This is a genomic window from Enterococcus sp. S53, from assembly GCF_016516865.1.
Classification (GTDB): domain Bacteria; phylum Bacillota; class Bacilli; order Lactobacillales; family Enterococcaceae; genus Enterococcus_D; species Enterococcus_D innesii.
Map to the genome: position 1 here is coordinate 213,704 of NZ_JACVUH010000004.1, position 26,165 is coordinate 239,868.

Below are 26,165 nucleotides of genomic sequence, written 5' to 3' on the forward strand. Positions count from 1 at the left end.
AAGTCTAGGAGGAGTCACTATGAATACAGAAAGTTTATTAGGAAGAATCGTTACTGTCGTGGCAGTTTTAATCGCAGCATCTCTTGTTTTATCCGTCGTATTAGGCATTGTTGGTGGGTTGATTGGATTGATTTTCCGTTTCGGGATTCCTTTGTTGCTAGCCGTTTTGATCGTTCGCTGGTTAACCTCGATTCGCCAAAAGCCAAGAAAATATTATCGTTAATTGCAGGAAAACCAAAAACACCTGACTTTCCAACAGTCAGGTGTTTTTTTATCGATCAGCCTAATGCGACATCTAAAACCATCATTAAGATAAAGCCTAGCATGACGCCAAAGACCGCAAAATGGCGGCGACTCGTTAAGGTTTGCTGCGCTTCTGGAATCAATTCTTCCACCACTACATAGATCATAGCACCCGCTGCAAAAGCCAACGCATACGGCAAGACAGCGGACATACTCGTTACCAACAAAGCCCCGATCACACCGGCGATCGGTTCTACGATCCCGGACGCTTGCCCATACATAAAGGCTTTGGTTCGGCTTAATCCTTCTTGACGCAAGGGGATCGAAACGGCTGCGCCTTCTGGAAAATTCTGAATCCCGATCCCGATCGCTACCGAAAGCGCCGCTAAGATCGCTGCTCGCGGATCATCGGCACTAGCCGCCGCCCCAAACGCTACCCCTACCGCCAAGCCTTCTGGGATATTATGCAGCGTGATGGAAAAGACCAGCAAGATCGTTCGCTTCAAATGACTGGGCAAACCTTCTGTTTCATGATTTGGACCAAAATGCATATGCGGGAGCGTCTTATCTGCTGCATATAGAAACAAACCGCCCAAACCAAACCCGATGCTGACCACAAGCCACGGAATGTCGCCATTTTCTTCGGCTCGTGCGATCGCAGGATCTAATAACGACCAGAAACTAGCAGCGATCATCACGCCAGAAGCAAACCCCAGCATCGTATTCAGGACATTTTTATTGATTTCTTTGAAGAAAAAGACTAGCGCTGCCCCAAGCGCCGTCATACCATACGTAAAGATCGTCCCCGCCAACGCTTGCTGCCATGGCGACAATCCAACCAACCAATCCACCATTCGTCTGCTCCTTTGTCTAACTATTCTACCAATACTCTAGCATAGGAAGCCGTCAGGTTCTACTAGGAAGGCAGCAGCAACCATAATTTTTCTTTCACCAGGCCTATGCCTTTCCTGACGAAATCCTCGGCTTTACTTGAAAGTTTCAACATTCATCGCTATAATGCTAGGAGACTCCATGTCAATTTATATAAAGTGAGGAAAAGAATTGATTACAGTAAGTGATGTAAGTTTGCATTTTTCAGACCGCAAACTGTTTGATGATGTTAATATTAAGTTTACGCCTGGTAATTGTTATGGTTTGATTGGTGCAAATGGTGCTGGTAAATCAACTTTTTTAAAAATTTTATCTGGTGAGATCCAACCTTCGACCGGGAATGTTTCTTTAGGTCCTGATGAACGGATGGCTGTCTTGAAACAGAACCACTATGATTACGAAGAGTTTCCCGTGATCGAAACGGTTATCATGGGCCATAAACGTCTCTACGAAGTGATGAAAGAAAAAGACGCGATCTACATGAAGGAAGACTTTTCTGATGAAGATGGGATTCGTGCCGCCGAACTAGAAGGCGAATTTGCGGAACTTGATGGCTGGGAAGCAGAGCCCGAAGCAGCTGTTCTTTTGCAAGGCTTGAACATTCCCGATGAATTGCATCATGTCTTGATGAAAGATCTAACTGCTGGTCAACGGGTGAAAGTCTTACTGGCACAAGCCCTTTTCGGTAAGCCAGACGTCTTGCTCCTAGATGAGCCTACCAATGGATTGGATATCCAATCTATCAACTGGTTAGAAGAGTTTCTGATCAACTTTGACAACACCGTTATCGTTGTTTCCCATGACCGTCACTTCTTAAATAAAGTTTGTACCCATATGGCCGATCTAGACTTCGGCAAAATCAAATTGTTTGTCGGCAACTATGATTTCTGGTTGGAATCAAGCCAATTAGCGGCGAAATTACAATCCCAATCAAATGCAAAAAAAGAAGAGCAGATCAAAGAACTGCAAGACTTTATCGCACGCTTTAGTGCCAATGCATCAAAATCCAAACAAGCAACGTCTCGGAAAAAAATGTTGGATAAAATCACCCTTGATGATATTCAACCTTCGTCCCGCCGCTATCCGTTTGTTGGTTTTAAACCAGAACGTGAAATCGGGAATGACTTGCTACAAGTCGACAATGTCAGTGTGACGATCGACGGCAAAAAGATTTTAGACAATATCTCTTTCACCTTGAACAAAGACGACAAAGTCGCTTTTGTTGCCAATAGCGATATCACCACCACGACGCTATTCAAAGTCATCATGGGGGAAATCACTCCTGATACAGGTAGTGTTCGTTGGGGCGTCACCACGCAGCATGCCTACTTGCCAAAAGATACGACCAGCGAATTCGATACGGATACCCCGATCGTTGATTGGCTGCGTCAATACGCAAGCAAAGAAGAAGACGACAATACCTTCTTGCGCAGCTTCCTCGGTCGCATGTTATTCTCTGGTGATGAAGTATTAAAACCCGTCAACGTTCTTTCCGGGGGCGAAAAAGTTCGCTGTATGTTGTCGAAAATGATGCTTTCAAAAGCCAACGTATTGGTGTTGGATGATCCAACCAATCACTTGGACTTAGAATCGATCACCGCATTAAACGATGGTTTGATGGCCTTCACCGGCTCATTGTTGTTTGCTTCTCATGACCACCAATTTATTCAAACCCTTGCGAACCGTATCATTGCGGTCTCTAGCAAAGGCGTGGTGGATCGTGCCGAAACGACCTACGATGAATTCTTAGAAAACAAAGATGTCCAAAAACGCGTAGCAGAATTGAATCAATAAGCTGCTTTTGAAAAAAAGAACGCTCCAGTTGCCCGCCACCAAGGCTGCAACTGGAGCGTTTCTTTTATTTTGCCTAGGTGCTTCGGGCGCTTTTTGGCAGGTTACGCTTGTTCTAAACGGGCTTTGCCGAATGAAAACAGCGCCAAGCAGCCATAGCCGGTATGACTGGAGATCGTTGGACCTAATGGATAATGATGAATAATAATGTCAGGAACTTTTTCGGTCAAACGCTTGATGACTTTCTCCGCTGCTTCGGCATCGCCAGCATTGGCAAAATAAACCGTATTGGTTTTTGATTCGTGAAGATTGGCAATGGTTTGATCCACGATTTTTTGGATCGCTTTGTTGCGTCCCCGCACTCGATCAACGCTGCGTAATTTTCCCGCGGTATCGACGGTAATGATTGGTTTCACATTCAACAATCCGCCGATCGCTGCGGCCGTTTTAGAGATTCTGCCGCCGCGTTCCAACTGTTTTAAATCATCGACGGTGACCCATGAATCTAAACGCAGTTTGTTTTCTTCTACCCATTGGCTGACTTCCAGCAACGAACGTCCTTGGGCTTTTTGTTGGGCTGCTTCAGCCACTAAGAAGCCTTCCCCTAAACTAGCAGAGCGCGTATCGATCAAGGTGATCGCAACTTCTTTGTATTCTTCTTTTAGTAAGGCTACGGCTTGGACGGCACTTTGGAATGAGCCGCTCATTCCTGAAGAAAAACCTAAATAAAGGACCGGTGTGCCCGCTTCGACATATGGCCGAAAATATTCCATATAACGTCCGACATTGATTTGAGAAGTCGTCGGTTGCGCATGCTCTTTTAGTTTTCCTAAAAACCATTCCGTATCAAATTCTTTGCCCATATCATCGATATATTCTTTGCCGTCTAATTCAATCAGCATTGGAATATAGGCGACATCTAGCTCCGCTAATCTTGCTGCTGGTAAATCACAGCAGGAATCTGTCATGATTTGAAACATGGTTTCACCCCTCTCGTTACCCCCTATTATAGCAAAAAAAGAACAAGACAGAAGAAATTCTCATCAAAAGCAGCCAAACTTATCGTTGACTGCTTTTGACGTAGGAGTTCTTTGTCTTGTTCTGATGCTTTCGCGTCAGATTAAATTTGCGCCCAAACACTTTCTAAGATGTTGGTTTGGCTGCGGTCTGGTCCTACCGAGAAGGTCGAAATGCGGACACCGACTAATTCAGAGATGCGATGCACGTAATTGCGTGCATTTTCTGGCAGATCCGCTAATGTTTTGCAGCCAGTAATGTCTTCAGACCAGCCAGGAAGTTCTTCGTAGACTGGTTTGCAGCGGTTCAACTCTTTCAAGCTTGCTGGATAATGATAGATCAATTCGCCGTCTAGTTCATAAGCGGTACAGATTTTCACGGTTTCTAAACCGCTCAAGACATCGATCGAGTTAAGGGATAGGTTCGTGATCCCTGAGACCCGTTTTGAATGGCGCATCACGACGGTATCAAACCAGCCCACACGGCGAGGACGTCCTGTCGTTGTTCCGTATTCACGACCGATCTTACGAATTTGTTCACCTGTTTCATCAAACAGTTCCGTTGGGAATGGACCATCGCCTACCCGAGAGGTGTAAGCTTTGCAGACACCAACGACTTTGTTGATTTTTGAAGGACCTACACCACTACCAATAGTGACTCCTCCAGCAACAGGGTTGGATGACGTTACGAAAGGATAGGTTCCTTGGTCGATATCCAGCATCACGCCTTGTGCCCCTTCAAATAAAACTCGTTTGCCTTCATCTAAGGCATCGTTAAGGATCACCGAAGTATCCGTCACATATTTTTTGATTTGTTGGCCATATTCGTAATACTCTTCAAAAATGTCTTCAAAGGCAATTGGTTCTGCATCAAACATTTTCACGAATTGACGATTTTTTTCTTCTAAGTTGATGCGTAGACGTTCTTCAAAAATTTCCTTGTCTAAAAGATCAGCGATCCGAATGCCGACTCTGGCCGCTTTATCCATGTAGGCTGGTCCGATCCCTTTGATCGTCGTACCGATTTTGTTGTCACCTTTGGCATCTTCTTGCAGCTGATCCAAATGGATATGGTAAGGTAAAATAACATGTGCACGATCAGAGATCTTCAAGTTTTCTGTTATTATATTGTTTTCTTTCAAGTATGCTAATTCTTTAACTAATGATTTCGGGTTCACAACGACCCCGTTTCCAATGACACTGATTTTATCTGCATAAAAGATCCCTGAAGGAATCAAATGCAGTTTATAGGTCACACCGTCAAATTTAATCGTATGGCCGGCATTGTCTCCACCTTGATAACGTGCAATGACTTCCGCGTTTTCACTCAAAAAGTCCGTAATCTTTCCTTTACCTTCATCGCCCCATTGTGTACCTACTACTACTACAGATGACATATAATGACCTCTTTCTTTAATTAGTGCATTCCTTAAGTATTGTAACAAGATTCGCAAGCTCTTTCAATCTAAAATCGAATAATCGTTTTAAATTCTCATTTTTCAGGGGTAAAAAACGAACTATTTTCTTTGGAATAATTATTTATACACGTAAAAACGAATAAAGTCGACACATAAAAAAAGCCCTACTACCATCAGCGCGATGCGGACGGCAGCAGGAGCCATTGTTTTTCAAATAATTGGTGTCTTACCCGAACTCTTCTCGTGGCGAGACCGAGGAGAACTTATTGTATTCTTTGATGAATAGAAGTTCGACGGTCCCTCGGGCACCACTCCGGTTTTTCTCGATAATGACTTCGATCACATTGTTGTTTTGTTGTTCTTCTGGTTCATCGTCATCGTCGCCTTCACTGCGGTAGTAGTCATCCCGATACAAGAAAGCAACGATATCGGCATCCTGCTCGATCGACCCTGATTCCCGGATATCACTTAAAACAGGACGTTTGTCTTGTCGCTGTTCCACACCCCGAGAAAGCTGAGACAGTGCAATCACCGGCACTTTTAATTCCTTCGCCAGTTTCTTTAATTGGCGAGAGATCTCAGAAACTTCTTGTTGGCGGTTTTCGCGACCCGTTCCTTCAATCAACTGCAAATAGTCGATCAAAATCAAGCCGAGATTGCCTTTTTCTTGCGCGAGTTTCCGACAACGCGCCCGGATCTCAGAGATCTTGATCCCAGGGGTATCATCGATATAGATATTGGCGTTAGAAAGACTGCCCATGGCAACGATCAAATTCCGCCACTCTTCTTCTGAGAGCTGCCCCGTCCGCAAGTGACTGGCCTCAATCGAGCCTTCCGCACAAAGCATCCGGTTGACCAATGATTCAGCCCCCATTTCCAGACTAAAGATCGCCACGGAACGATCGGTTTTCGTTCCGACATTTTGTGCGATATTCAAGGCAAATGCGGTTTTCCCTACCGCGGGGCGGGCAGCCAGAATAATCAGCTCTTCTTTTTGCAGCCCCGCCGTCATTTTGTCTAAAGCCGCATAACCCGTAGGTAATCCGGTGATTTCTTCATTGTTTTGCGCCAATTGATCGATCGTTTCGATCGTCCGATTCAAGACTTCCGCTATCGATTGGAAGCCATTACTGTTGCGCTTTTCGGATACTTCTAAAATACTTTTTTCTGCTTGATCAATGATCGACTGCACATCTTCATCTTGTTCAAAGCCTTTGGTTACGATACGGCTCGCTGTTTGGATTAGATTGCGCAGCGTGGCTTTGTCGTCAACGATCTTCGCATAATAAGCAATACTTGCTGCTGATGGTGAAGCTTGACTCAATTCAGTCAGATACGTCAGACCGCCAACATCTTCAAGACTATTGCTTTTTTCAATTTCTGCTTTCAACGTGATCAAGTCGATCGATTCACTACGGTCGTTCAACTGGATCATTGCTTGAAAAATTATTTGATGGCTGCGGCGATAAAAATCTTCTGGGGCGATTACTTCCATTGCATCGATGATCGCATCGGCATCTAAAAAGACTGCCCCTAGGACCGCTTGTTCCGCTTCAATATCTTGTGGGGGAACTTGATTTTGCCAAACTTCATTCATGCCATTCGCTCCTTCGTCCATTCATTCTACAAGATTCCCATCCAAAGTACAAGATTGCTTGGACGTTTGCCGAAAAAAACCCCAACATGTGACTGTTGGGAGTAATACTTATTCTTGAATGGTATGAACATTGATCGTTGCTGTTACTTGTGGGTGCAATTTTACAGGTACTTGCGTAAACCCTAATGCACGAATCGGCTGATCCAATTCGATTTTGCGTTTATCGATTTTGATTTTGTATTGCTTGTTCAAAGCATCGGCAATTTGTTTTGATGGGATCGAACCGAACAAGCGGCCATCTTCCCCTGCTTTGGCATTGATCTTCACGACGGTTTCTTCTTTTTCAAGAAGTGCTTTTAACTCTTTCGCTTCTGCTAAGACTTCCGCATCTTGTTTTTCTTTGGCTTTTTGTTTGCCTTTTAATTCTGCCATGCTTTCATTGTTGGCAGGTTTGGCTAAGTTGTTTTTGATCAGGAAGTTTTGTGCGTAGCCATTAGGGACTTCCTTGATATCGCCTTTTTTGCCTTTGCCTTTGACATCTTGTAAGAAAATAACTTTCATCTTGGTCACTCCTTGTTATTGTTCATTTTTCGTTAATTCTGCTCGCAACTGGTTTTCTACATCGCCAATGCTGCTGTTTTTTATTTGCGTGGCTGCGTTGGTAAAATGTCCGCCGCCGCCTAATGCCTCCATCAAGGTTTGTACATTGACTTTTCCGGTACTTCTAGCACTAATACCGATCAAATCTCCTGGCTGTTTCGTAATGACAAACGCGGCATGGATCCCATTGATCGATAGCAGAGTATCGGCCGCTTTTGCAACGGTGACACTATCGTACACCCGATCTTCATCCGCTGCAGCAATCACGATATCTTCTCGGAAATGCTGGCTGCGAGAAACCAGTTCACTGATCATCAAATAGGAATCTAAATCCGTACTCAACATGTATTGAACCAATGACGTATCTGCGCCTTGATTTTTCAAATAGCCAGCAATATCAAAGGTCCGACCAGTGGTTCGCACCGTGAAGTTCTTCGTATCCACGTAGATTCCCGCTAATAAAGAAGTCGTAATAAATTTAGGGACTTGCGATCTGCGAGAAGCGCGATACTGGATCAATTCTGCTACCAGTTCCGATGCTGAAGACGCGGAAGATTCAATATACGTCAATAATGGCTTATCGGGAAACTCATCCCCGCGACGATGGTGATCGATCACTGCGATTTTGTCAAATTCATCATAGACCGCTTGCGATATCGACATCGACGGCTTATGGTAATCTACCATCACTAAGACACTTTCTTCATTTGATAAATTGACTGCTTCTTCCCCAGTGATCACAAATCGTTCCAGCTCGGGGTATTTTTTCAATTCTTCCAATGCCCGCTGAATGTCGGCGGTGATCTCTTTCGGATTTAAAATGATGTAGCATTCTTTGTCGCTCATCATCGCCATGTAAGCCACCCCAAAAGCCGAACCTAAAGCATCCATGTCCGGGTAACGATGTCCCATGATAAAGATCCGCTGGTTTTCAGCAAAAATCTTTCTCAACGCCGTACTCATGGCACGAGAACGAACACGCGTTCTCTTCGGCGTACCATCCGTATTACCGCCAAAGAATTGCGGTTTTGCTTCTTCTTTGGCTTCTTTTAAAACGACTTGATCGCCGCCACGAACTAACGCAATGTCGAGATTGTTTTGTGCCACTTCACCAATCTCTTCAAAAGACTCTTCCCCATAGGAGATTCCCATACTGATCGTTAATGCCAGATCATTTTTTTCCGCAACTTGCCGTACTCTAGTCAAAAATTGGAATTTTTCTTCCTTCATCCGCTCAATATCTGAATACTTCGCGACGAAAAGAAACCGCTCGGAATTGATTCGTTTGTAAAAAACATGATTCTCACTTGCCCAATCAGAAATCAGTGTCGTGATCAGCGAGTTCAAATAAGAAACTTGTTTGTCGTCTTTTTTCTCAATCAAATCATCGTAATTATCAATTGAAATCAACCCAATTGCTGCCATCTTTTTTACCCCTCAATGTATCATCCCATTTTTTTGAAGCTTTGTTCCTTATTTTACCATAAAACAATCAAATAGGCGATTGATGCAAAAAAGTTCCACGTGAAACTTTTTTGGTGAAACAACCAGGAAAAAATTTTTGTCATTCGTTATTCTATCTACATATAAAATAACAAGTTTCTCTTCGATGGATAAAAAAATTGACAAGCTTCAAAAGAAACTTGTCAATGAAAATCATTCGATTTATTCTTCGCCTACGAATGGAAGTAATCCCATGATACGCGCACGTTTGATTGCAATGGTAAGTTTGCGTTGGTTTTTCGCACCAGTACCAGTTACACGACGTGGTAAGATTTTACCGCGTTCTGAAATGAAACGTTTTAGTAATTCAATATCTTTATAATCGATATGTTCAATATGGTTTGCAGCAATGTAGTCTACTTTACGACGTTTGCGTCCGCCTCTTCTTTGTTGTGCCATCCTATTTCCCTCCTATCAATTTCTTAGAATGGTAAATCATCGTCTGAAATGTCGATTGATGAGTTTCCGAATGGATCGGAGTTGTCTCGATCAAAATTAGGCATTCCTGATGGTTGAGAGGATTGAGTTTGATTTGAGTTATTGTTACCAAATCCAGAAGAACTGTTTGAGTTATACGTATTGTTACTGCCAGATCCGCTATCAGTTGTGCGTCTTTGCTCGGAAGCATTCCGCGACTCTAATAATTGGAAGTTGTCAGCAACGACTTCTGTTACATAAACACGTTGGCCTTGTTGGTTGTCGTATGAACGGGTTTGAATACGTCCAGTAACCCCTAATAAAGTTCCTTTGCGTGCATAGTTTGCTAATGTTTCCGCTGGTTTTCTCCAAATAACACAGTTGATGAAATCAGCTTCGCGCTCTCCACTTTGGTTGGTAAAATTGCGGTTTACCGCCAAGGTAAAGGTTGCGACACCAGTGCCATTAGAAGTGTAACGTAAATCAGGATCTTTGGTTAGTCTTCCTACTAGTACAACATTATTAATCAAAGTTCATCATCTCCTCATCGCTTTTGTTTCATGTGAAACAATATTATGCTTCTTCTTTGACAATCATGTGACGGATAATGTCATCATTGATTTTCGCAAGACGGTCAAACTCGTTGATTGCACTTGCAGTTGTTGAAGAAGAAACTTTAACGATGTGATAGATACCCTCACGGAATCCATCCATTTCATACGCTAGACGGCGTTTTTGCCAATCTTTTGATTCGATAACTTCAGCGCCGTTATCAGTTAAGATTGAGTCAAAACGAGCGATCAATGCGGCTTTTGCTTCTTCATCAATGTTTGGACGAATGATGTATAAGATCTCATATTTCGTGTTTTCCATTGATTTTTCACCTCCCTGTGGACTTTGGCCCCTAGTTTTCTAGGAGCAGAGAGAGTGGTCTAATTAGACTACTCACAAATAATTATTATACACTTTTTTCGTCCCTACTGCAAGCTGTTTTTTTGCGTCCCTGCATCTACCCATCACCGCAAACAATCGCTTACACTGATAAATACGTCAGCTGCTGCCGATTTTTTGAAAAAGAGTAAAAAGACAGCAAGCTGCAGGTTCGCAGGTTGCTGTCTTCCTAGAAAATGTATTGCTTATTCTTGTGTATCCGTGGTGTCTTCCGTTGTTTCTTCCACAACTGGCACGTCTTGTACCGTTGTTTCTTCGGCAGTCGCTAGTTCTTCTTCGACTTCCGGTTCAACCGTTGCCATCGTCACTACTTTGGCATTGTTTTCCATCTTCATCAAACGAACCCCTAAGGTTGCCCGACCAGTTTGGGAAACAGTCGCTACATTGAAACGGATCAAGACGCCTTTATCGGTGATCACCATGATGTCTTCCTCACCGCTGACCGTCGTCAAGCCGGCTAATGGACCGTTTTTCGCCGTAATGTTGGCTGTTTTGATCCCTTTTCCGCCCCGACCTTTGATTGGGTATTCAGAGCCTTTGGTACGCTTGCCATAGCCGTTCTCAGTGATGACCAAGACTTCACTGTCTTCTGTGATCACAGCGGCACCTACGACGTAGTCTCCGTCTCTTAGACGAATGCCTCGCACACCAGCAGCTGTCCGGCCCATATCCCGCACAAGGGCTTCTTTGAAGGTCACCGAGTAACCATCGTGGGTTCCGATGATCACGACATCTTCGCCATGGGTTTCGATCACGTTGACCAACTCATCATTTTCCCGAAGACCGATCGCAATCAGACCATTGGCACGGATATTTGAAAAGGCCGTCACTGAGGTCCGTTTGACCACACCTAGACGCGTCGTGAAGAACAAGTAGCGTCCTTCTTGAGGCCCACCAGAAGCCGAAATGATCGCTTCGATCCGTTCGCTAGAATCGATCCCGAGCAGATTGATCACAGGGATCCCTTTGGCTGCCCGACCATACTCAGGAATTTCATAGCCTTTGGCTTTGTAAACTTTCCCTTTATTGGTGAAGAACAGTAATGTGTCATGAGTCGAACAAGAAACCAACGTCTTCACGAAGTCTTCATCGTGGATCCCCATTCCTTGAACGCCACGTCCGCCGCGGCGTTGTGCACGGAATTCAGATTTAGCTACTCGTTTGATGTACCCATTGTTCGTCAAGGTAATGACGATTTCTTCTTCTTCGATCAAATCTTCATCTTCAAGACTTAAGACTTCCCCAACCAATAATTCAGTCCGCCGATCATCGCCAAAGCGTTGCCCTAATTCCTGCAACTCCGTTTGGATGATCTCTAGGACCCGTTGTGGATTTGCTAAAATGTCTGTCAAATCAGCGATAAATTCTAACAAGCCTTGGTACTCGTTTTCGATCTTGTCGCGTTCCAAACCGGTCAAGCGACGCAAACGCATATCTAAAATCGCTTGCGCTTGGCGATCGGACAATTTGAAGCGCTCCATCATGCTATTTTTTGCTTCATCATCAGAATTTGATGCTCGGATCAAAGCAATGATCTCATCGATATGATCCAATGCGATCCGTAATCCTTCCAAGATGTGGGCACGAGCTTCTGCTTTGTTTTTATCAAACTGTGTTCGTCGAGTCACCACTTCTTGTTGGTGCTCGATGTAGTTTTCTAAAATTCGTTTCAAGCTCAAAATCTTCGGCACGCCTTTTTCAATGGCTAACATATTAAAGCCAAAAGAAGATTGCAGTGCAGTCATTTTGTAGAGATTGTTTAAGATCACCGATGCACTGACGTCGCGACGAACGTCGATCACGATCCGCATGCCTTCACGAGATGATTCATCCCGCAGATCGGTGATTCCTTCGATCCGTTTGTCACGGTGCAGCTCAGAGATCCGTTCGATCAATTTGGCTTTATTGACCATATATGGCAATTCAGTCACTAAGATCCGTTCTTTGCCGTTGGGCATTTCAGTCACTTCGACTTTCCCGCGAACAGTGATCGAACCTTTCCCTGTTTCATAAGCACGGCGAATACCAGATTTCCCCATCACGATCCCACCAGTTGGGAAATCTGGTCCTGGTAGGACTTCCATCAATTCACTCGTTGTGACTTCTGGATTTTCCATCAATAGATCGATGGCTGCAATGACTTCATTCAAGTTATGAGGCGGGATATTGGTCGCCATCCCAACAGCGATCCCCGTCGTCCCGTTGACCAAAAGGTTCGGGAAGCGCGCAGGTAATACCGCTGGTTCTCGTTCTGTATCATCATAGTTGCTTTGGAAATCAACGGTATCTTTGTTGATGTCCCGCAGCATCTCCATCGCCAGTTTACTCATGCGGGCTTCGGTATACCGCATCGCAGCGGCACCGTCACCATCGACTGAACCAAAGTTTCCGTGGCCATCGACTAGCATGTAGCGATAGCTAAAGGGCTGTGCCATCCGCACCATTGATTCATAGATCGCACTGTCACCATGGGGATGGTATTTCCCCATGACATCGCCGACGATCCGGGCTGATTTTTTATGGGGTTTGTCTGGTGTCACCCCTAATTCATTCATTCCATATAAAATTCGGCGGTGAACCGGCTTTAAGCCATCCCGCACATCTGGTAAAGCCCTAGCAACAATTACACTCATTGCATAATCGATAAAGGACTCGCGCATTTCACTGGTCAGATTGACGTCATGAATATTTTGTTTTGCTTCTTCACTCAAGCTGTTTCCTCCTCTACGATTGGCTAGATGTCAAGATTTTTCACGTAGTGCGCGTTTTCTTCGATAAAGGCCCGTCTTGGTTCGACGCGATCCCCCATCAGCATTTCAAAAATTTGATCGGCTTCTATGGCATCATCTACGCTGACCCGCAGCATCATCCGGTTTTCAGGATCCATCGTGGTTTCCCATAACTGGTGGTCATCCATTTCCCCTAGACCTTTGTAGCGTTGAACCGTTGGTTTTGGTGTCGCAGGTAGTGATTCAATCGTATTTTTCAAATCTTGTTCGGCATTCTTTCCGGGTTGGATATAGTGGATATTTTTCCCTTGTTTGACACCGTACAATGGCGGTTGTGCGATATAGACATAACCAGCTTCAACGATTGGACGCATATAACGATAGAACAGCGTCAAAAGTAGGGTCCGGATATGGGCACCATCGACATCGGCATCGGTCATGATAACTAGCTTGTGGTAACGGGCTTTTGCTACATCAAAATCAGCACCAAACCCAGTTCCCATGGCTGTAAACAATGAACGGATCTCTTCGTTTGCTAAGATTTTGTCCATGCTGGCTTTTTCGACATTTAAAATCTTCCCGCGGATCGGTAAGATCGCTTGGAATTCGCGACTGCGGCCTTGTTTTGCTGAACCGCCGGCAGAATCTCCTTCGACGATAAACAATTCGCATTTTTCTGGATCATTACTGGAACAGTCGGCTAATTTCCCAGGTAAGTTACTGATTTCTAACGCACCTTTTCGGCGAGTCATTTCCCGGGCACGTTTGGCTGCTTGACGGGCTTTTGATGCCAAAAGTCCTTTTTCCACGACTTGACGACCCACATTCGGGTTTTCCATCAAGAATTTCGTGAAGTGTTCCGAAAAGAGACGATCGGTGACTGTCCGCACTTCGGAGTTTCCTAATTTGGTTTTCGTTTGTCCCTCAAACTGAGGATCTGGATGCTTGATGGAGATAACCGCCGTCAACCCTTCCCGAACATCTTCTCCGGTTAGGTTTTCGTCGTTTTCTTTCATCAATTTTGACTTGCGGGCGTAATCATTGATCACCCGGGTCAAGGCAGTCTTAAACCCGAATTCATGGGTTCCGCCTTCATAGGTATGGATATTGTTGGCAAAACTTAGCAGATTGCTGTGGTAACTATCGGTATATTGCATGGAAACTTCAACCGTGATTCCTTGTTGCTCTCCTTCTAAATAGATCGGATCTGGGAAAATCACTGTTTTACTCGCATTCAAATGCTCCACATAGCTCTTGATCCCGCCGTCGTAATGATATTCTTTCAAGACGGGTTTTTCTTCCCGTTTGTCTTCGATCGAGATTTTTAAACCTCGGTTCAAGAAGGCTAATTCCCGAACCCGCGTCGCTAATTTGTCAAAATTGAATACAGTTGTTTCCGTAAAGATCTCTGGATCTGGAACAAAGTGGACGGTCGTTCCGTGGCGGTCGGTTTCATCGATCACTTTTAAGTCATCAACGACTGCCCCACGATGGTATTCTTGATAATACACTTTACCTTCCTTGTAGACTTTTACATCTAAAGTCGTGGATAGCGCATTAACGACGGAGGAACCTACCCCGTGCAGTCCACCAGATACTTTGTAGCCGCCGCCGCCGAATTTCCCGCCGGCATGCAGGATCGTAAAGACGGTTTCTACCGCTGGACGGCCTGTCTTGGCTTGGATATCAACGGGGATCCCCCGACCGTCATCGACGACCGTAATACTATTATCTGGTTCAATGATCACTTGAATACTTGAGGCAAAGCCTGCTAGTGCTTCATCGATCGAGTTATCGACGATTTCCCATACTAAGTGGTGCAAACCTTCTGAACTGGTAGAACCAATGTACATCCCAGGTCGTTTGCGGACGGCTTCTAGACCTTCCAGCACTTGGATCTGACTGGCATCATAGGCTTTCGCACGTTCAACTAAGCTTTTTTCTTCTTCTGTCATTCAGTCTATTCTCCTTTAATATGTCCTTGCTCTACATAAAAAATCTCTGCTTCCACAGACATTTTGTCTTTCACATGTTCTAATGTCGTCGTTGTCAGAAAGGTCTGAACTTTTCCTTCAATGGTTTCCAATAAATGCAGTTGTCGGGAATCATCCAGCTCACTCATGACGTCATCTAATAAAAGGACGGGATATTCTCCCGTTTCTTCTTTCATCAAATCAATTTCTGCCAATTTGACACTTAGGGCCGTTGTTCGCTGCTGTCCTTGCGAACCAAAGGTCTGAACATTTTTCTCATTGATCAAAAAATCCAGATCGTCTCGATGGGGGCCTGCCAACGTGACTTGCCGAAATCGTTCACGGTCTTTGACTTGTGCCAAGGCTTTGACAAATTGCTGTTGGATCTCCTCCAGCGTACTCGCCTCACCAGGCACATTCGATAAGTAGTCGATCTGCAAGGTTTCTTTTCCTTGGCTGATCTTTTGGTGCAGCTGATTTGCCCAATACGCCAAGCGCTGAACAAACCGTTGTCTGGCTAAAATGATTTTACTGCCGAAAGCCACCAGCTGTTCCGTCAAAACATCTAAATAGATCTCATCGGTCTGTTTTTTTTCATTCAGCTGTTTTAAGTATTGATTGCGCTGTTTCAAAACGGATTGGTATTGAACGAGATCATAGAGATAGATTGGATCGATCTGCCCAATTTCCATATCGAGAAATTTGCGGCGGACTTGGGGACTTCCTTTTACAAGGGAGAGGTCTTCTGGAGCAAATAAAATGACATTCAACTGCCCTATGTAACTACTGAGCTTTTTTTGCTCAATGTGGTTTACTTTCGTTTTTCGTCCTTTTTTTGACAAAAACAGTTCTAACGGGATCGTTGAGCGTCCCCGACTGACACTGCCAGAGATCCGCGCACCTTCTGTGTCCCAGCGGATAAGTTCTTGCTCGCTGGAGGTGCGGTGGCTTTTGGTCATCGCCAATACATAGATGCTTTCTAAAATATTGGTTTTTCCTTGCGCGTTTTCGCCTAAAAAAATGACCAGACCTTTCTCAAAAGTCAGTGTCAGCGAATCATAGTTCCGATAATTGCTTAAATGCAACTCATTCAGCCGCATCGGCGTCTTCCTTCTTCACCATAAAAAAAGTACCTTCATCAGGTAGCTCAATACGCATTCCCGCATACAATTTGCGCCCTCGTCGATTTTCCGGCTCGCCGTCGACAAAAACGGTGTGCTCTGCAAGGTACCATTTCGCTTGGCCGCCGCTGCTGATCACACTGACTTCTTTGAGCATTTGTCCAAGTGTCATATATTCCGTTTCTAACGGTATTTGCATTTTCATAATTCCCCTCAATTCTATCAAAGAGCGTTTAGCTCTATTATACTCTTTTTTTGCCAAGAAAACAAATTCATCGGCATATTTTTCATTCTCAGAAGACTTACTGCTTTTAGACAAAAAAGAAGCCAAAATAGAAAAAAGGGCTTAAAAACGATTTTAAGCCCTTTTAACTCATTTATTCATTTTCAGATGATTGTTTCAACTTTTTTCAAAAGACATGAAAAACTAGTTGGTGCGTACCGGTGTGATCAGCTGAATAAAGCTGCCTTTGCTCTCTGTTGGCTCCAACGTAAAGGGCCGGATCGCTGAAATAAAGCGGATTACGATGCTGGTGTCACCAAATGCTCGTAGTGCAGCTTTCATATAGTCAGGATTAAAAGAGATCTCTAATGGGTCGCCGGTCACTTTTTCAAAAGAAAGGTCTTCTTCCACTTTCCCGATTTCTGGTGAGTTTCCATATAAGACAACGGCTTCCTCGGAGATCGCCAAACGAACGATGTTGTTACGGCCTTCATGAGAAAGCAATGACGCCCGTTCGATAGCTTGTAACAATTCTGGCACAGAAAATTCAATTTCAGTATTGAAGCTTGAAGGGATCAGACGATTGGTATCTGGGTAAGTTCCTTCCAATAAACGAGAATAGAATTTCATAGTTTTCGTTTGGAACAATACTTGGTTATCCATAATGCTGATTTGGATCGCTTCTTCCTCATCCGTTAAGGAACGAGAAAGTTCCGTTAAGCTTTTGCCGGGAATCACGATATTGAAGGCTGTTTCCCCGCTTTCCAAGGGAATCACCCGTTGGCTCAGACGGTGTGAGTCCGTCGCAACAGCTAATAATTTTTGATTTTCTAAGACAAAGTGGACCCCAGTCAAGATCGGACGGCTTTCGTGTTGCGAAACCGCAAAGACTGTTTCACTAACGACCTTATTCAATACGTGCGCTGGAATCTCGATCGAATCTTGACTTTCGACAACTGGTAAATGTGGATAACTATCGGCATCTAAGCCGTTGACGGTAAAGTTGGCTTTTCCAGAAGTGATCGCTACTTGATTATTGTCTAAAACTTCTAACGTTAAGGTACTTTCAGGCAAACGACGAACGATTTCACTAAAGAAACGTGCTTGTAAAACGATCGCTCCTGTTTTTTCGATTTGCATTTGCGCTTTTTCGTTTTCCACACTTAAAAAAGTTTCAATGGAAATATCGGCATTGCTCCCAGTCATGGTCAATCCTTTTTCTGAAAGGGACAATTTTACCCCAGTTAAGATCGGGATGGTGGTTTTGGTTGAAATTGCCCGTTGGACAGTTTGTAATTCTTGCATGAACTCTGTTCGATTTAAAGTTAGCTTCATAGCGATACTCCTTTAATTTATAGTTATTAAATAAAAGTAATAGTAGTAATAGGCTTGTTAGTAATGTGGATAACTCGAGAAAAGAGTGATTAGACTAACGAAAACGCCTGTGAATAACTTGTGGACAACTTTTTTGGTTTTTTATTTATTATCCACAGATCAGCTGAAGAGGATTTGTTTGATTTCAGCGATCTCATTTTTGATCGTAGGATCTGTTTCGACTAAATGCTGAATTTTTTCGTGGGCATGAATGACCGTGGTATGGTCTTTGCCGCCAAATTCGCCGCCGATTTTTGGTAAAGAACTATCGGTCAATTCTCGAGAGAGATACATCGCGATCTGCCGTGGCACGACGATGCCTTTGACCCGTTTTTTCCCTTTTAGATCATTGACATGAATGTGATAGTATTTTGCGACTTCTTCTTGGATCTGTAAAATCGAAACTTGGGTCGAGCCATGGCTTGATTTCAAGGCTTTGATGGCTTCAGCTGCCAAGCTGGTTGTAATGTCTGAGTTTTGCATCGTAGCAAAAGCTTGTACCCGGACGAGTGCTCCTTCAAGTTCCCGGATATTCGAATCGATCTGTCCAGCAATATAACTTAAGGTATCGTCGGGGATCTCCAAGCGTTCGGCTTCGGCTTTTTTCCGCAAAATCGCGGTCCGCGTCTCTAGATCGGGCGGGGTGATGTCAACGGACAAGCCCCAAGCAAAACGAGAAACCAAACGTTCCGGCAAAGTTGGGATCTCATTTGGCAAACGATCACTTGTCAGGACGATCTGTTTATTATTGCGATACAGTTCTTCGAAGGTATTAAAGAATTCTTCTTGGGTTCCTTCTTTATTGACTAAGAATTGAATATCATCCACCAACAAAAGATCAACATTGCGGTATTCGTTTCGAAAATCTTCCATTTTGTTCTTTTGAATAGAAGTAATGAAATCATTGGTGAAATTTTCACTACTAACATACTTGATTTTGGCATTGGGACGTTTCAGCAACATTTGATGACCGATCGCATGCATCAAGTGGGTTTTCCCTAAACCAACGCCACCATAGAAGAACAGCGGATTATAAATAGACCCAGGATCTTCAGCAACAACTAAAGCAGCAGCATGGGCCATTTGATTGCCTTTCCCGATGACAAAGGTATCAAATGTGTATTTTTCATTTAAAATCGATTTCGGCGGCTGCTCGTTTTCTTCTGCAGTTGTTTTAATAGTAGATGGGGCTGTTTTTAAAGCTTCTGCTTCTTCGACAGTCACAAAACTAGGAATCAATTCTTCACCAGTTTTCATAAATCCCATTTCAACAATTTTGGCAGCTAGATTTTTTTCCCAATAAGATTTATGAAGATCGCTGGGTACTTCGATCAGCAGCTGATTTTTTTCAAACGACAAGACATTGGCAGTCTCGATCCAAGCGCTATAACTGGCCGGATTCAGCTCTTCTTTAAAGGATCGTTGAAGATCTTGCCAAATAGAATCAGCAGATGGCATAAATTGTCCTCCTATAACTAAGAATAGATATAACTAAAATAGCACGGATTGAAAAAGTTTTCCACAGATTACGATAAAAAAGGTTAGAAAAAAATACTTTTCCACAAAACGGGATAAATGAAAAAAGGAAATGCACATATTCGAAATTCGACTATCCACAGGCAGAAAAAGAATGTGAATAACTGTAAAAAAATCTCCTTTATCCACAGATCAATGTGAAGATCACGCCTTGACAATACTAGGTTTTAGGGCAGTTATCAACAACTTGGAAAACGATTGTGGAAAACTTTTCTACAGGCTGTTTGTTTGTGGAAAAAGCCAAAATAACTCTGGGGAAAAAGTTATCCACAAAAATTGGCTATAAACAGCAAACCCACACAAATCAAAGGGATTGTGGATAAAGAATGCCCGATTTTGAGCAAACTTCTTATTGACAAACTAGTACTTGACTCGTTATACTATCAAAGTATGTCTGTGCGCATAAGCATTATCCTGATGGAGGTGGAAATAAATGAAAAGAACGTATCAACCAAATAAACGTAAACGTCAAAAAGTTCACGGATTCCGTAAACGTATGAGTACAAAAAATGGACGTCGTGTTTTAGCTAGCCGTCGTCGTAAAGGCAGAAAGGTTATTTCTGCGTAAGCCACTGAATGCCAGTGGTTTTTTTTTATGCCGTTTTTGCGGAATATAGTGTCTGACTTTTGGCAAATATGGTATTATTGACAGGTGAGTGGTTACGGATTCAATCCGTTTCGCGAAGCTTAATTGAAAGAAGTGAAGGAACCGAAGATGAGAAAATCCTATCGAGTAAAAACAGAGCAAGATTTTCAAAAAGTTTTTCAGGCAGGAAATTCTTTTGCAAATCGGAAGTTCGTGGTGTATGTCTTACCTAAAGAGCAATCACATTTTCGAGTTGGTTTATCTGTAGGGAAAAAAGTCGGTAATGCAGTGAAGCGAAATGAGATCAAGCGCAAGATCCGTGCAAGTTTAACGGAAATGAAGCCGCGGATCGAACCAGCGGTCGATTTCATCGTGATCGCTCGTCCAAGTATCGCCACTTGTTCCTCAAAGGAAATCTACTCGAATTTAGAGCATGTTTTAAAGCTTGCCAAAATTATTCATTAATGGAAAGGAATTAGTTACGTGAAAAAAGGGAAACGCGTCTTACTATTTTTGGGAGTTCTCTCATTAGTAGTTGTCTTATCTGCCTGCGGTGCAACAGGTGAAGTAAATGCACAAAGTACTGGTCTGTGGGATCGTTACATCGTTTATTATTTTGCAGAGGCGATCAAAGCCCTCTCCTTCGGCAATGCCGGGATCGGGATCATCCTCTTTACATTGATCATTCGGGTCATTTTGATGCCGTTGATGCACTTTCAAACCAAAAGCATGCGCAAAACGCAAGAATTACAACCGAAGCTAAAAGCGCTGCAGCAGCAATATGCCTCAAAAGATACAGAAACACAAAGCAAGTTAAAAGAAGAAACACAACGTTTGTATGCGGAAAACAATGTCAATCCCTACGCCGGCTGTCTACCATTATTGGTACAAATGCCGATTTTGATGGCCTTGTGGCAATCGATCTCACGGGTTCCTGCTTTGCAAGAAGGAAAATTCTTGTGGCTGCAGCTGGGGGATCGTGACCCATACTTCATCTTGCCGATTTTAGCGGCGCTCTTTACTTTTGCAAGTACCTACTTATCAAGTATGAGCCAAGTGGAATCAAATGCGAGTCTGAAAATTATGAATTTCGCTATGCCGATGATGATCTTGCTGATGGGGATCAACATTGCCAGCGGACTTTCCTTGTACTGGGTCGTTTCCAATGCATTCCAAGTTGTGCAAACGTTGATTCTAAATAACCCATTCAAGATTCGCCAAGAAAGAGAAGAAGCCGCCCGCAAAGAACGCGAGCGTGAACGTGCGCTGAAAAAAGCAATGAGTCCTAAAAAGAAACGGAAAAAATAAGAGGAGGTTGCACTGCAATGCCGATTTATGAAAATCTGACAGTAGCTGAAGCAATTCAAGAGGGATTGCAAGTCCTTGGTATCACCAAAGATCAAGCAGTAATCGAAGTCCTGGATGAAGGAAAAAAAGGCTTCTTGGGGCTAGGAAAAAAACAAGCACGGGTCTCCATTGAAAAAAGAATCGTTGAAGAACCGGCACCCGTTGAAGAAGTACCAGCAAAACCGCTGGTAGAACCAAATCCTGTGACGACAGAGGATGCAAGCAGTGTGATGGAGGCGGCCGCGAGCGAACCTGTTTTGCTGACGGATCTTTCCGATGAGGAAGCACTGGCTCAGTTGGGACTCTATCTGACAAATATTTCAAAAGCATTGAATGCACCTGCCTTAGTAAAAACCGCTCGTCAAGACGGCGTGATCGTCTTTCATTTAGAAACGCAAAAACAAGGCATTTTAATTGGGAAGCACGGCAAAACCTTGAATGCATTGCAATATTTGGCGCAAGTTTACATTCACCGCATCGCGAAAAACAAATTATCGATCGTTGTGAATGTCGGGGATTACCGTGAAAAACGTCAAGCGATCTTAGAACGTTTGGCCAGTCGTACTGCTGAAAAAGTCAAACGAACTGGTCGCCCGGTCTTTTTAGAGCCGATGCCGGCGTTTGAAAGAAAGCAGATTCATTCCGTATTGAGTAAAGATGCGTATGTTCAAACTCATTCTGAAGGGGATGAACCGTATCGCTACTTAGTAGTGGAACCTGCGGACAAACGAATTTAATGAAAAAAGGGAAAGGCGCTCTGACAAGCCTTTCCCTTTTTTGATGGGAAAAAGCGATTGACAACAAATTTAAAACCAAGTATCCTTGACTAGAAATCATTCTTATCAAAGTCAACATACGTTACGTAGGTCAGCCTTTGGTATCAAAAAAGAGTCCGTATGCCGCGGACTCTTTTTTGTATTTTTTTTGATGATAGAGGGAATTAGCCGCCGATGGTTGATTGAGTAAATTGAACCACCGTACCATAGGCAAAGATCTCAAGATAGGTTTTGTCGCCTTCGACGATGCGATCGTGTTCGAAATGACAGTTGATCACCGCGTTCGCGCCATAGCTGTGGGCGGTTTCTTTTAAGCGATAAGTCACATCTGCCAAAAGGTCGTTCAAGTTCACAGATGTATCAAATAGATCTACTTCGATTTTGTCTGCCGCAAAGACGATATCCCGCACGACATAAGGCCGATTCACGTTTCCTGTCGATAAAATGATTTCCTTAATGCGGGCAGCACTGTTTGATGATTTGATGGTTTCCATAATAGATCACTCTTTTCTTATTCTTTGCTTTTATTTTAAAGGTTTTTGCGGACAGATGCAAAATTTAAAAGTTTTTCAAGGAAGCTTGCGACTGGCGCCAAAATGTGCTAATCTATTTCCAGAATTTAATTGACAAGCAGTCAAAGTGCTAAGTCTACTCGTTTTTATTGATTTTCAATCAATTTGACGGGTGGAGTGGGCACTTTTTTTATGTGAAAAAATAGGAGGAGTATGCAACATGGCGAATATTACGCAAGAATTTGATACGATTGCCGCAATTTCCACCCCACCCGGCGAAGGAGCCATCAGTATTGTGCGATTAAGCGGGGAAGAAGCGATCGCAATTGCGGATCGGATTTTTCAAGCAGGCAATAAAACCCTCGCCCAAGTTCCAAGTCATACGATCCATTATGGTCATATCGTGGATCCAGAGGAAAGTCGTTTGATGGATGAAGTGATGCTTTCAGTGATGAAAAAGCCACGGACCTTTACCCGAGAAGATGTCGTTGAGATCAACTGTCATGGCGGGATCGTGGTCGTCAATCAACTCTTGCAGCTGGTTTTACGCCAAGGGGCACGGCTGGCTGAGCCGGGGGAATTCACGAAGCGGGCCTTTTTGAATGGACGTGTCGACCTTTCTCAAGCCGAGGCGGTGATGGATCTGATTCGTGCCAAGACCGATAAAGCGATGAACCTCGCCGTCAATCAGTTGGATGGCAATCTTTCCCACTTGATTCGGACTTTACGCCAAGAGATTTTAGAGACGCTGGCGCAAGTTGAAGTGAATATCGATTACCCTGAATACGATGATGTGGAAGAATTGACGACCCGCTTATTGCTAGAAAAAGCCACGATGGTCAAAGGGCAGATCCAAGCCTTATTAGCGACTGCCCAGCAAGGAAAAATTTTGCGAGAAGGTCTGAGCACTGCGATCATCGGCCGGCCGAATGTCGGTAAATCCAGCTTATTGAACCATTTATTAAGGGAAGAAAAAGCCATCGTGACAGACATTGCTGGTACGACTCGAGATGTCATTGAAGAGTATGTCAATGTTCGCGGGGTACCGTTGAAACTGATCGATACGGCTGGTATCCGCGAAACAGAAGATGTCGTTGAGAAAATCGGGGTCGAACGCAGCCGCAAAGCACTGGCAGAAGCGGAGTTGATTTTGCTGGTTCTCAACCAAAGCGAAGGATTGACCCAGGAAGACAAACAATTGCTGGAGCTAACTGCTGGCAGCCGTCGGATCATCTTATTGAATAAGACCGACCTTGAGCCAAAATTAGCACCCGCTGAGTTAGCGCAGTACGCAGCAGATGAACCGATTTTTTCTGTCTCTGTGTTGACGAGTGAAGGCTTGGATCAACTGGAACAAGCCATTGCCGATCTATTCTTTGGGGGGAAGACCACTGATAAGGATGCTTCCTATCTTTCTAACACCCGCCACATTGCCTTATTAGAAAATGCCGTTCAGTCGTTGTCTGAGGTCATCCAAGGGATTGAAGCAGGAATGCCTGTTGACTTGGTTCAAATCGATATGACACGCTGCTGGGACTATCTAGGAGAAGTTGTCGGCGATAGTGTCCAAGATGAGTTGATCACCCAATTATTTAGTCAGTTTTGTTTAGGAAAATAAAGAATGCGCCACTGGCGTAAAAAGGAGAACACCATGCAAGAATATCAAGCAGAAAGTTATGACGTGATCGTTGTTGGGGCCGGCCATGCCGGATCAGAAGCTGCCTTGGCAGCTAGCCGCATGGGGGCAAAAACCCTCTTGCTGACTATCAACTTAGACATGGTCGCATTCATGCCTTGCAATCCCTCCGTCGGCGGACCCGCGAAAGGTGTCGTGGTGCGCGAAATCGATGCTTTAGGCGGAGAAATGGGCAAAAATATCGACAAAACCTACATCCAAATGCGGATGCTCAATACAGGAAAAGGTCCCGCTGTGCGGGCCTTGCGAGCGCAAGCCGATAAACATGCCTATGCGGCTGAAATGAAACGAACGATCGAAAAAGAAGCCAATTTGACACTGCGCCAAGGAATCGTTGAAAAGCTGATCGTTGAAGAAGGCGAATGTCGTGGCGTCGTGACCTCTACAGGCGCTCGTTACCAAGCCCAAGCTGTAGTGATCACTGCAGGAACAGCGTTGCGAGGAGAGATCATCATTGGAGAATTGAAATATTCTTCTGGTCCAAACAACTCGCAACCATCGATTGGACTAGCCGATCATTTGAAAGAGCTTGGTCTAGAGATCGCTCGTTTTAAAACCGGTACACCACCGCGGGTGAAATCCAGCACCATCAACTATGAGGTAACGGAGATCCAGCCTGGCGATGAACAACCGAATCACTTTAGTTATAGCACACCCGATGAAGCCTACAATCAAAACCAAGAACCTTGCTGGTTGACCTATACGAACGAAGGGACCCACCAAATCATCAACCAGAATTTACACCGGGCGCCGATGTTTACAGGGATCGTCGAAGGAGTAGGTGCCCGTTATTGCCCATCCATCGAAGACAAAATCGTGCGTTTTGCAGACAAATCTCGTCACCAACTATTCTTGGAACCAGAAGGGTTGAACACCGAAGAAGTGTATGTTCAAGGGCTTTCTACTTCTATGCCAGAAGACGTCCAAGTCCAAATGCTGCATTCCATCGCAGGTTTAGAAAAAGCGGAAATGATGCGGACGGGCTACGCCATTGAATATGATGTCGTGGTACCTCATCAATTGCGTCCAACATTAGAAACCAAAGTCATCGAAAACCTCTTTACGGCAGGACAAACCAACGGAACCAGCGGCTATGAAGAAGCGGCCGGTCAAGGCTTGATCGCCGGCATCAATGCCGCTTTGAAAATTCAAGGCAAAGAACCCTTCATTATGAAACGCAGCGACGGTTATATCGGTGTGATGATCGATGATTTGGTGACTAAAGGAACCAATGAACCATACCGTTTATTGACCTCTCGTGCCGAATACCGCTTATTGCTGCGTCATGATAATGCCGATCTGCGTTTGACCGAAGTGGGACATCAAATCGGGCTCGTCCCAGAAGCGCAATACGAAGCGTATGTAGCGAAAAAAGAAGCTGTTGAAGCAGAAATCAAACGTTTATCCAAAATCCGCATCAAACCAACGCCAGAAGTACAAGCGTATTTGACTGCCAAAGGGACGGCCACCTTGAAAGATGGCGTTTTAGCAAATGAATTCTTGCGTCGGCCTGAAGTGACGTATGCCGAAATGCTGCAATTTATCGAAGCCAATGAAGCATTGAAGCCAAAAGAGATTGAACAAGTCGAGATCCAAATCAAATACGAAGGTTATATTAAAAAAGCCCTCGAAAAAGTGGAGAAACTCAAACGGATGGAAGCCAAACGTATTCCTGAAAACATCGACTATGCCGCTATCAATGGCTTGGCAACAGAAGCCAAACAAAAACTGCAAAAAATCCAACCCGAAACCATCGCCCAAGCGAGCCGTATCAGCGGAGTAAACCCAGCTGATATTAGTATTTTGATGGTGTATATCGAACAAGGGAAGATTGCAAAGGTTTAAAGACGGTTAATATTCTTTGA

At 44.0% G+C, this 26,165-nt stretch carries 24 protein-coding genes; 8 read left to right on the forward strand and 16 right to left on the reverse strand.

Going from position 1 to position 26,165, the window contains the following annotated elements:
* The first annotated feature begins 19 nt into the window (after positions 1-19).
* The gene (locus tag IAE45_RS07945; RefSeq protein WP_008376766.1) at positions 20-223 is read left to right on the forward strand and encodes a hypothetical protein; all 204 of its coding nucleotides are present in this window, start codon (positions 20-22) and stop codon (positions 221-223) included.
* A gap of 55 nt (positions 224-278) precedes the next feature.
* Here IAE45_RS07945 and IAE45_RS07950 read toward each other — a convergent pair whose 3' ends face one another.
* On the reverse strand, positions 279-1,097 hold the full coding sequence (locus IAE45_RS07950; RefSeq protein ID WP_005232914.1) for a ZIP family metal transporter: 819 nt from the start codon (positions 1,095-1,097) through the stop codon (positions 279-281).
* Positions 1,098-1,305: 208 nt separating this feature from the next.
* Between IAE45_RS07950 and IAE45_RS07955 the strand changes: the two genes are divergently transcribed.
* On the forward strand, positions 1,306-2,928 hold the full coding sequence (locus IAE45_RS07955; RefSeq protein ID WP_081117596.1) for an ABC-F family ATP-binding cassette domain-containing protein: 1,623 nt from the start codon (positions 1,306-1,308) through the stop codon (positions 2,926-2,928).
* A gap of 101 nt (positions 2,929-3,029) precedes the next feature.
* On the opposite strand, the gene IAE45_RS07960 is transcribed toward IAE45_RS07955, so the two are convergent.
* The 14 genes from IAE45_RS07960 to dnaA all read right to left on the reverse strand — a co-directional run bounded on the left by IAE45_RS07960 (position 3,030) and on the right by dnaA (position 19,305).
* Positions 3,030-3,905 carry a DegV family protein gene (locus IAE45_RS07960; RefSeq protein WP_016611673.1) on the reverse strand — a complete coding sequence of 292 codons (876 nt, stop codon included), beginning with the start codon at positions 3,903-3,905 and terminating at the stop codon, positions 3,030-3,032.
* 140 nt (positions 3,906-4,045) lie between these two features.
* On the reverse strand, positions 4,046-5,338 hold the full coding sequence (locus IAE45_RS07965; RefSeq protein WP_005232916.1) for an adenylosuccinate synthase: 1,293 nt from the start codon (positions 5,336-5,338) through the stop codon (positions 4,046-4,048).
* 247 nt (positions 5,339-5,585) lie between these two features.
* Positions 5,586-6,956 (reverse strand): replicative DNA helicase, encoded by a 1,371-nt coding sequence (gene dnaB / locus IAE45_RS07970; protein ID WP_005226374.1) that lies wholly within the window; start codon positions 6,954-6,956, stop codon positions 5,586-5,588.
* Positions 6,957-7,064: 108 nt separating this feature from the next.
* The gene (rplI, locus tag IAE45_RS07975; RefSeq protein WP_005226371.1) at positions 7,065-7,517 is read right to left on the reverse strand and encodes a 50S ribosomal protein L9; all 453 of its coding nucleotides are present in this window, start codon (positions 7,515-7,517) and stop codon (positions 7,065-7,067) included.
* A gap of 15 nt (positions 7,518-7,532) precedes the next feature.
* The gene (locus IAE45_RS07980) at positions 7,533-8,981 is read right to left on the reverse strand and encodes a DHH family phosphoesterase (protein ID WP_005232918.1); all 1,449 of its coding nucleotides are present in this window, start codon (positions 8,979-8,981) and stop codon (positions 7,533-7,535) included.
* Positions 8,982-9,221: 240 nt separating this feature from the next.
* Positions 9,222-9,458, reverse strand: a complete 237-nt coding sequence (rpsR, locus tag IAE45_RS07985; protein ID WP_005226367.1) for a 30S ribosomal protein S18 — start codon at positions 9,456-9,458, stop codon at positions 9,222-9,224.
* Positions 9,459-9,481: 23 nt separating this feature from the next.
* Positions 9,482-10,006 carry a single-stranded DNA-binding protein gene (ssb, locus tag IAE45_RS07990; RefSeq protein WP_005226365.1) on the reverse strand — a complete coding sequence of 175 codons (525 nt, stop codon included), beginning with the start codon at positions 10,004-10,006 and terminating at the stop codon, positions 9,482-9,484.
* Positions 10,007-10,049: 43 nt separating this feature from the next.
* On the reverse strand, positions 10,050-10,349 hold the full coding sequence (rpsF, locus tag IAE45_RS07995) for a 30S ribosomal protein S6 (protein WP_005226363.1): 300 nt from the start codon (positions 10,347-10,349) through the stop codon (positions 10,050-10,052).
* Between the two features lie 263 nt (positions 10,350-10,612).
* Positions 10,613-13,138 carry a DNA gyrase subunit A gene (gene gyrA / locus IAE45_RS08000; protein WP_081117594.1) on the reverse strand — a complete coding sequence of 842 codons (2,526 nt, stop codon included), beginning with the start codon at positions 13,136-13,138 and terminating at the stop codon, positions 10,613-10,615.
* A gap of 23 nt (positions 13,139-13,161) precedes the next feature.
* Positions 13,162-15,111, reverse strand: a complete 1,950-nt coding sequence (gene gyrB, locus IAE45_RS08005) for a DNA topoisomerase (ATP-hydrolyzing) subunit B (protein ID WP_005226359.1) — start codon at positions 15,109-15,111, stop codon at positions 13,162-13,164.
* 5 nt (positions 15,112-15,116) lie between these two features.
* Complete coding sequence (gene recF, locus IAE45_RS08010; protein ID WP_005226357.1) at positions 15,117-16,229, reverse strand: DNA replication/repair protein RecF; 1,113 nt, start codon at positions 16,227-16,229, stop codon at positions 15,117-15,119.
* Positions 16,216-16,455: a S4 domain-containing protein YaaA gene (gene yaaA / locus IAE45_RS08015; protein WP_077453248.1), complete on the reverse strand. Its 240-nt coding sequence runs from the start codon at positions 16,453-16,455 to the stop codon at positions 16,216-16,218. Before yaaA ends, recF begins: the two co-directional genes overlap by 14 nt.
* Positions 16,456-16,677: 222 nt before the next feature.
* Positions 16,678-17,808 carry a DNA polymerase III subunit beta gene (gene dnaN, locus IAE45_RS08020; protein ID WP_005226354.1) on the reverse strand — a complete coding sequence of 377 codons (1,131 nt, stop codon included), beginning with the start codon at positions 17,806-17,808 and terminating at the stop codon, positions 16,678-16,680.
* Positions 17,809-17,967: 159 nt separating this feature from the next.
* Positions 17,968-19,305 carry a chromosomal replication initiator protein DnaA gene (dnaA, locus tag IAE45_RS08025; protein WP_077453250.1) on the reverse strand — a complete coding sequence of 446 codons (1,338 nt, stop codon included), beginning with the start codon at positions 19,303-19,305 and terminating at the stop codon, positions 17,968-17,970.
* 511 nt (positions 19,306-19,816) lie between these two features.
* On the opposite strand from dnaA, the gene rpmH reads away from it, so the two are divergent.
* The 4 genes from rpmH to jag all read left to right on the forward strand — a co-directional run bounded on the left by rpmH (position 19,817) and on the right by jag (position 22,053).
* Entirely contained in the window at positions 19,817-19,951 is a 135-nt protein-coding gene (rpmH, locus tag IAE45_RS08030; protein ID WP_002356012.1) for a 50S ribosomal protein L34, read from the forward strand.
* Positions 19,952-20,098: 147 nt separating this feature from the next.
* Positions 20,099-20,434: a ribonuclease P protein component gene (rnpA, locus tag IAE45_RS08035; protein ID WP_015510644.1), complete on the forward strand. Its 336-nt coding sequence runs from the start codon at positions 20,099-20,101 to the stop codon at positions 20,432-20,434.
* Positions 20,435-20,452: 18 nt separating this feature from the next.
* Entirely contained in the window at positions 20,453-21,277 is an 825-nt protein-coding gene (locus IAE45_RS08040; protein WP_077453252.1) for a YidC/Oxa1 family membrane protein insertase, read from the forward strand.
* 17 nt (positions 21,278-21,294) lie between these two features.
* Positions 21,295-22,053 carry an RNA-binding cell elongation regulator Jag/EloR gene (gene jag, locus IAE45_RS08045; protein ID WP_081117592.1) on the forward strand — a complete coding sequence of 253 codons (759 nt, stop codon included), beginning with the start codon at positions 21,295-21,297 and terminating at the stop codon, positions 22,051-22,053.
* A gap of 203 nt (positions 22,054-22,256) precedes the next feature.
* Here jag and IAE45_RS08050 read toward each other — a convergent pair whose 3' ends face one another.
* Positions 22,257-22,586, reverse strand: coding sequence for a heavy metal-binding domain-containing protein (locus tag IAE45_RS08050; protein WP_005226284.1), 330 nt, complete (start codon positions 22,584-22,586; stop codon positions 22,257-22,259).
* A 238-nt stretch (positions 22,587-22,824) separates the two neighbouring features.
* Here IAE45_RS08050 and mnmE point away from each other — a divergent pair, with 238 nt between their 5' ends.
* Entirely contained in the window at positions 22,825-24,222 is a 1,398-nt protein-coding gene (gene mnmE, locus IAE45_RS08055; protein WP_081117591.1) for a tRNA uridine-5-carboxymethylaminomethyl(34) synthesis GTPase MnmE, read from the forward strand.
* Between the two features lie 33 nt (positions 24,223-24,255).
* On the forward strand, positions 24,256-26,145 hold the full coding sequence (gene mnmG / locus IAE45_RS08060; protein WP_077453256.1) for a tRNA uridine-5-carboxymethylaminomethyl(34) synthesis enzyme MnmG: 1,890 nt from the start codon (positions 24,256-24,258) through the stop codon (positions 26,143-26,145).
* The last annotated feature ends 20 nt before the right edge of the window (positions 26,146-26,165 follow it).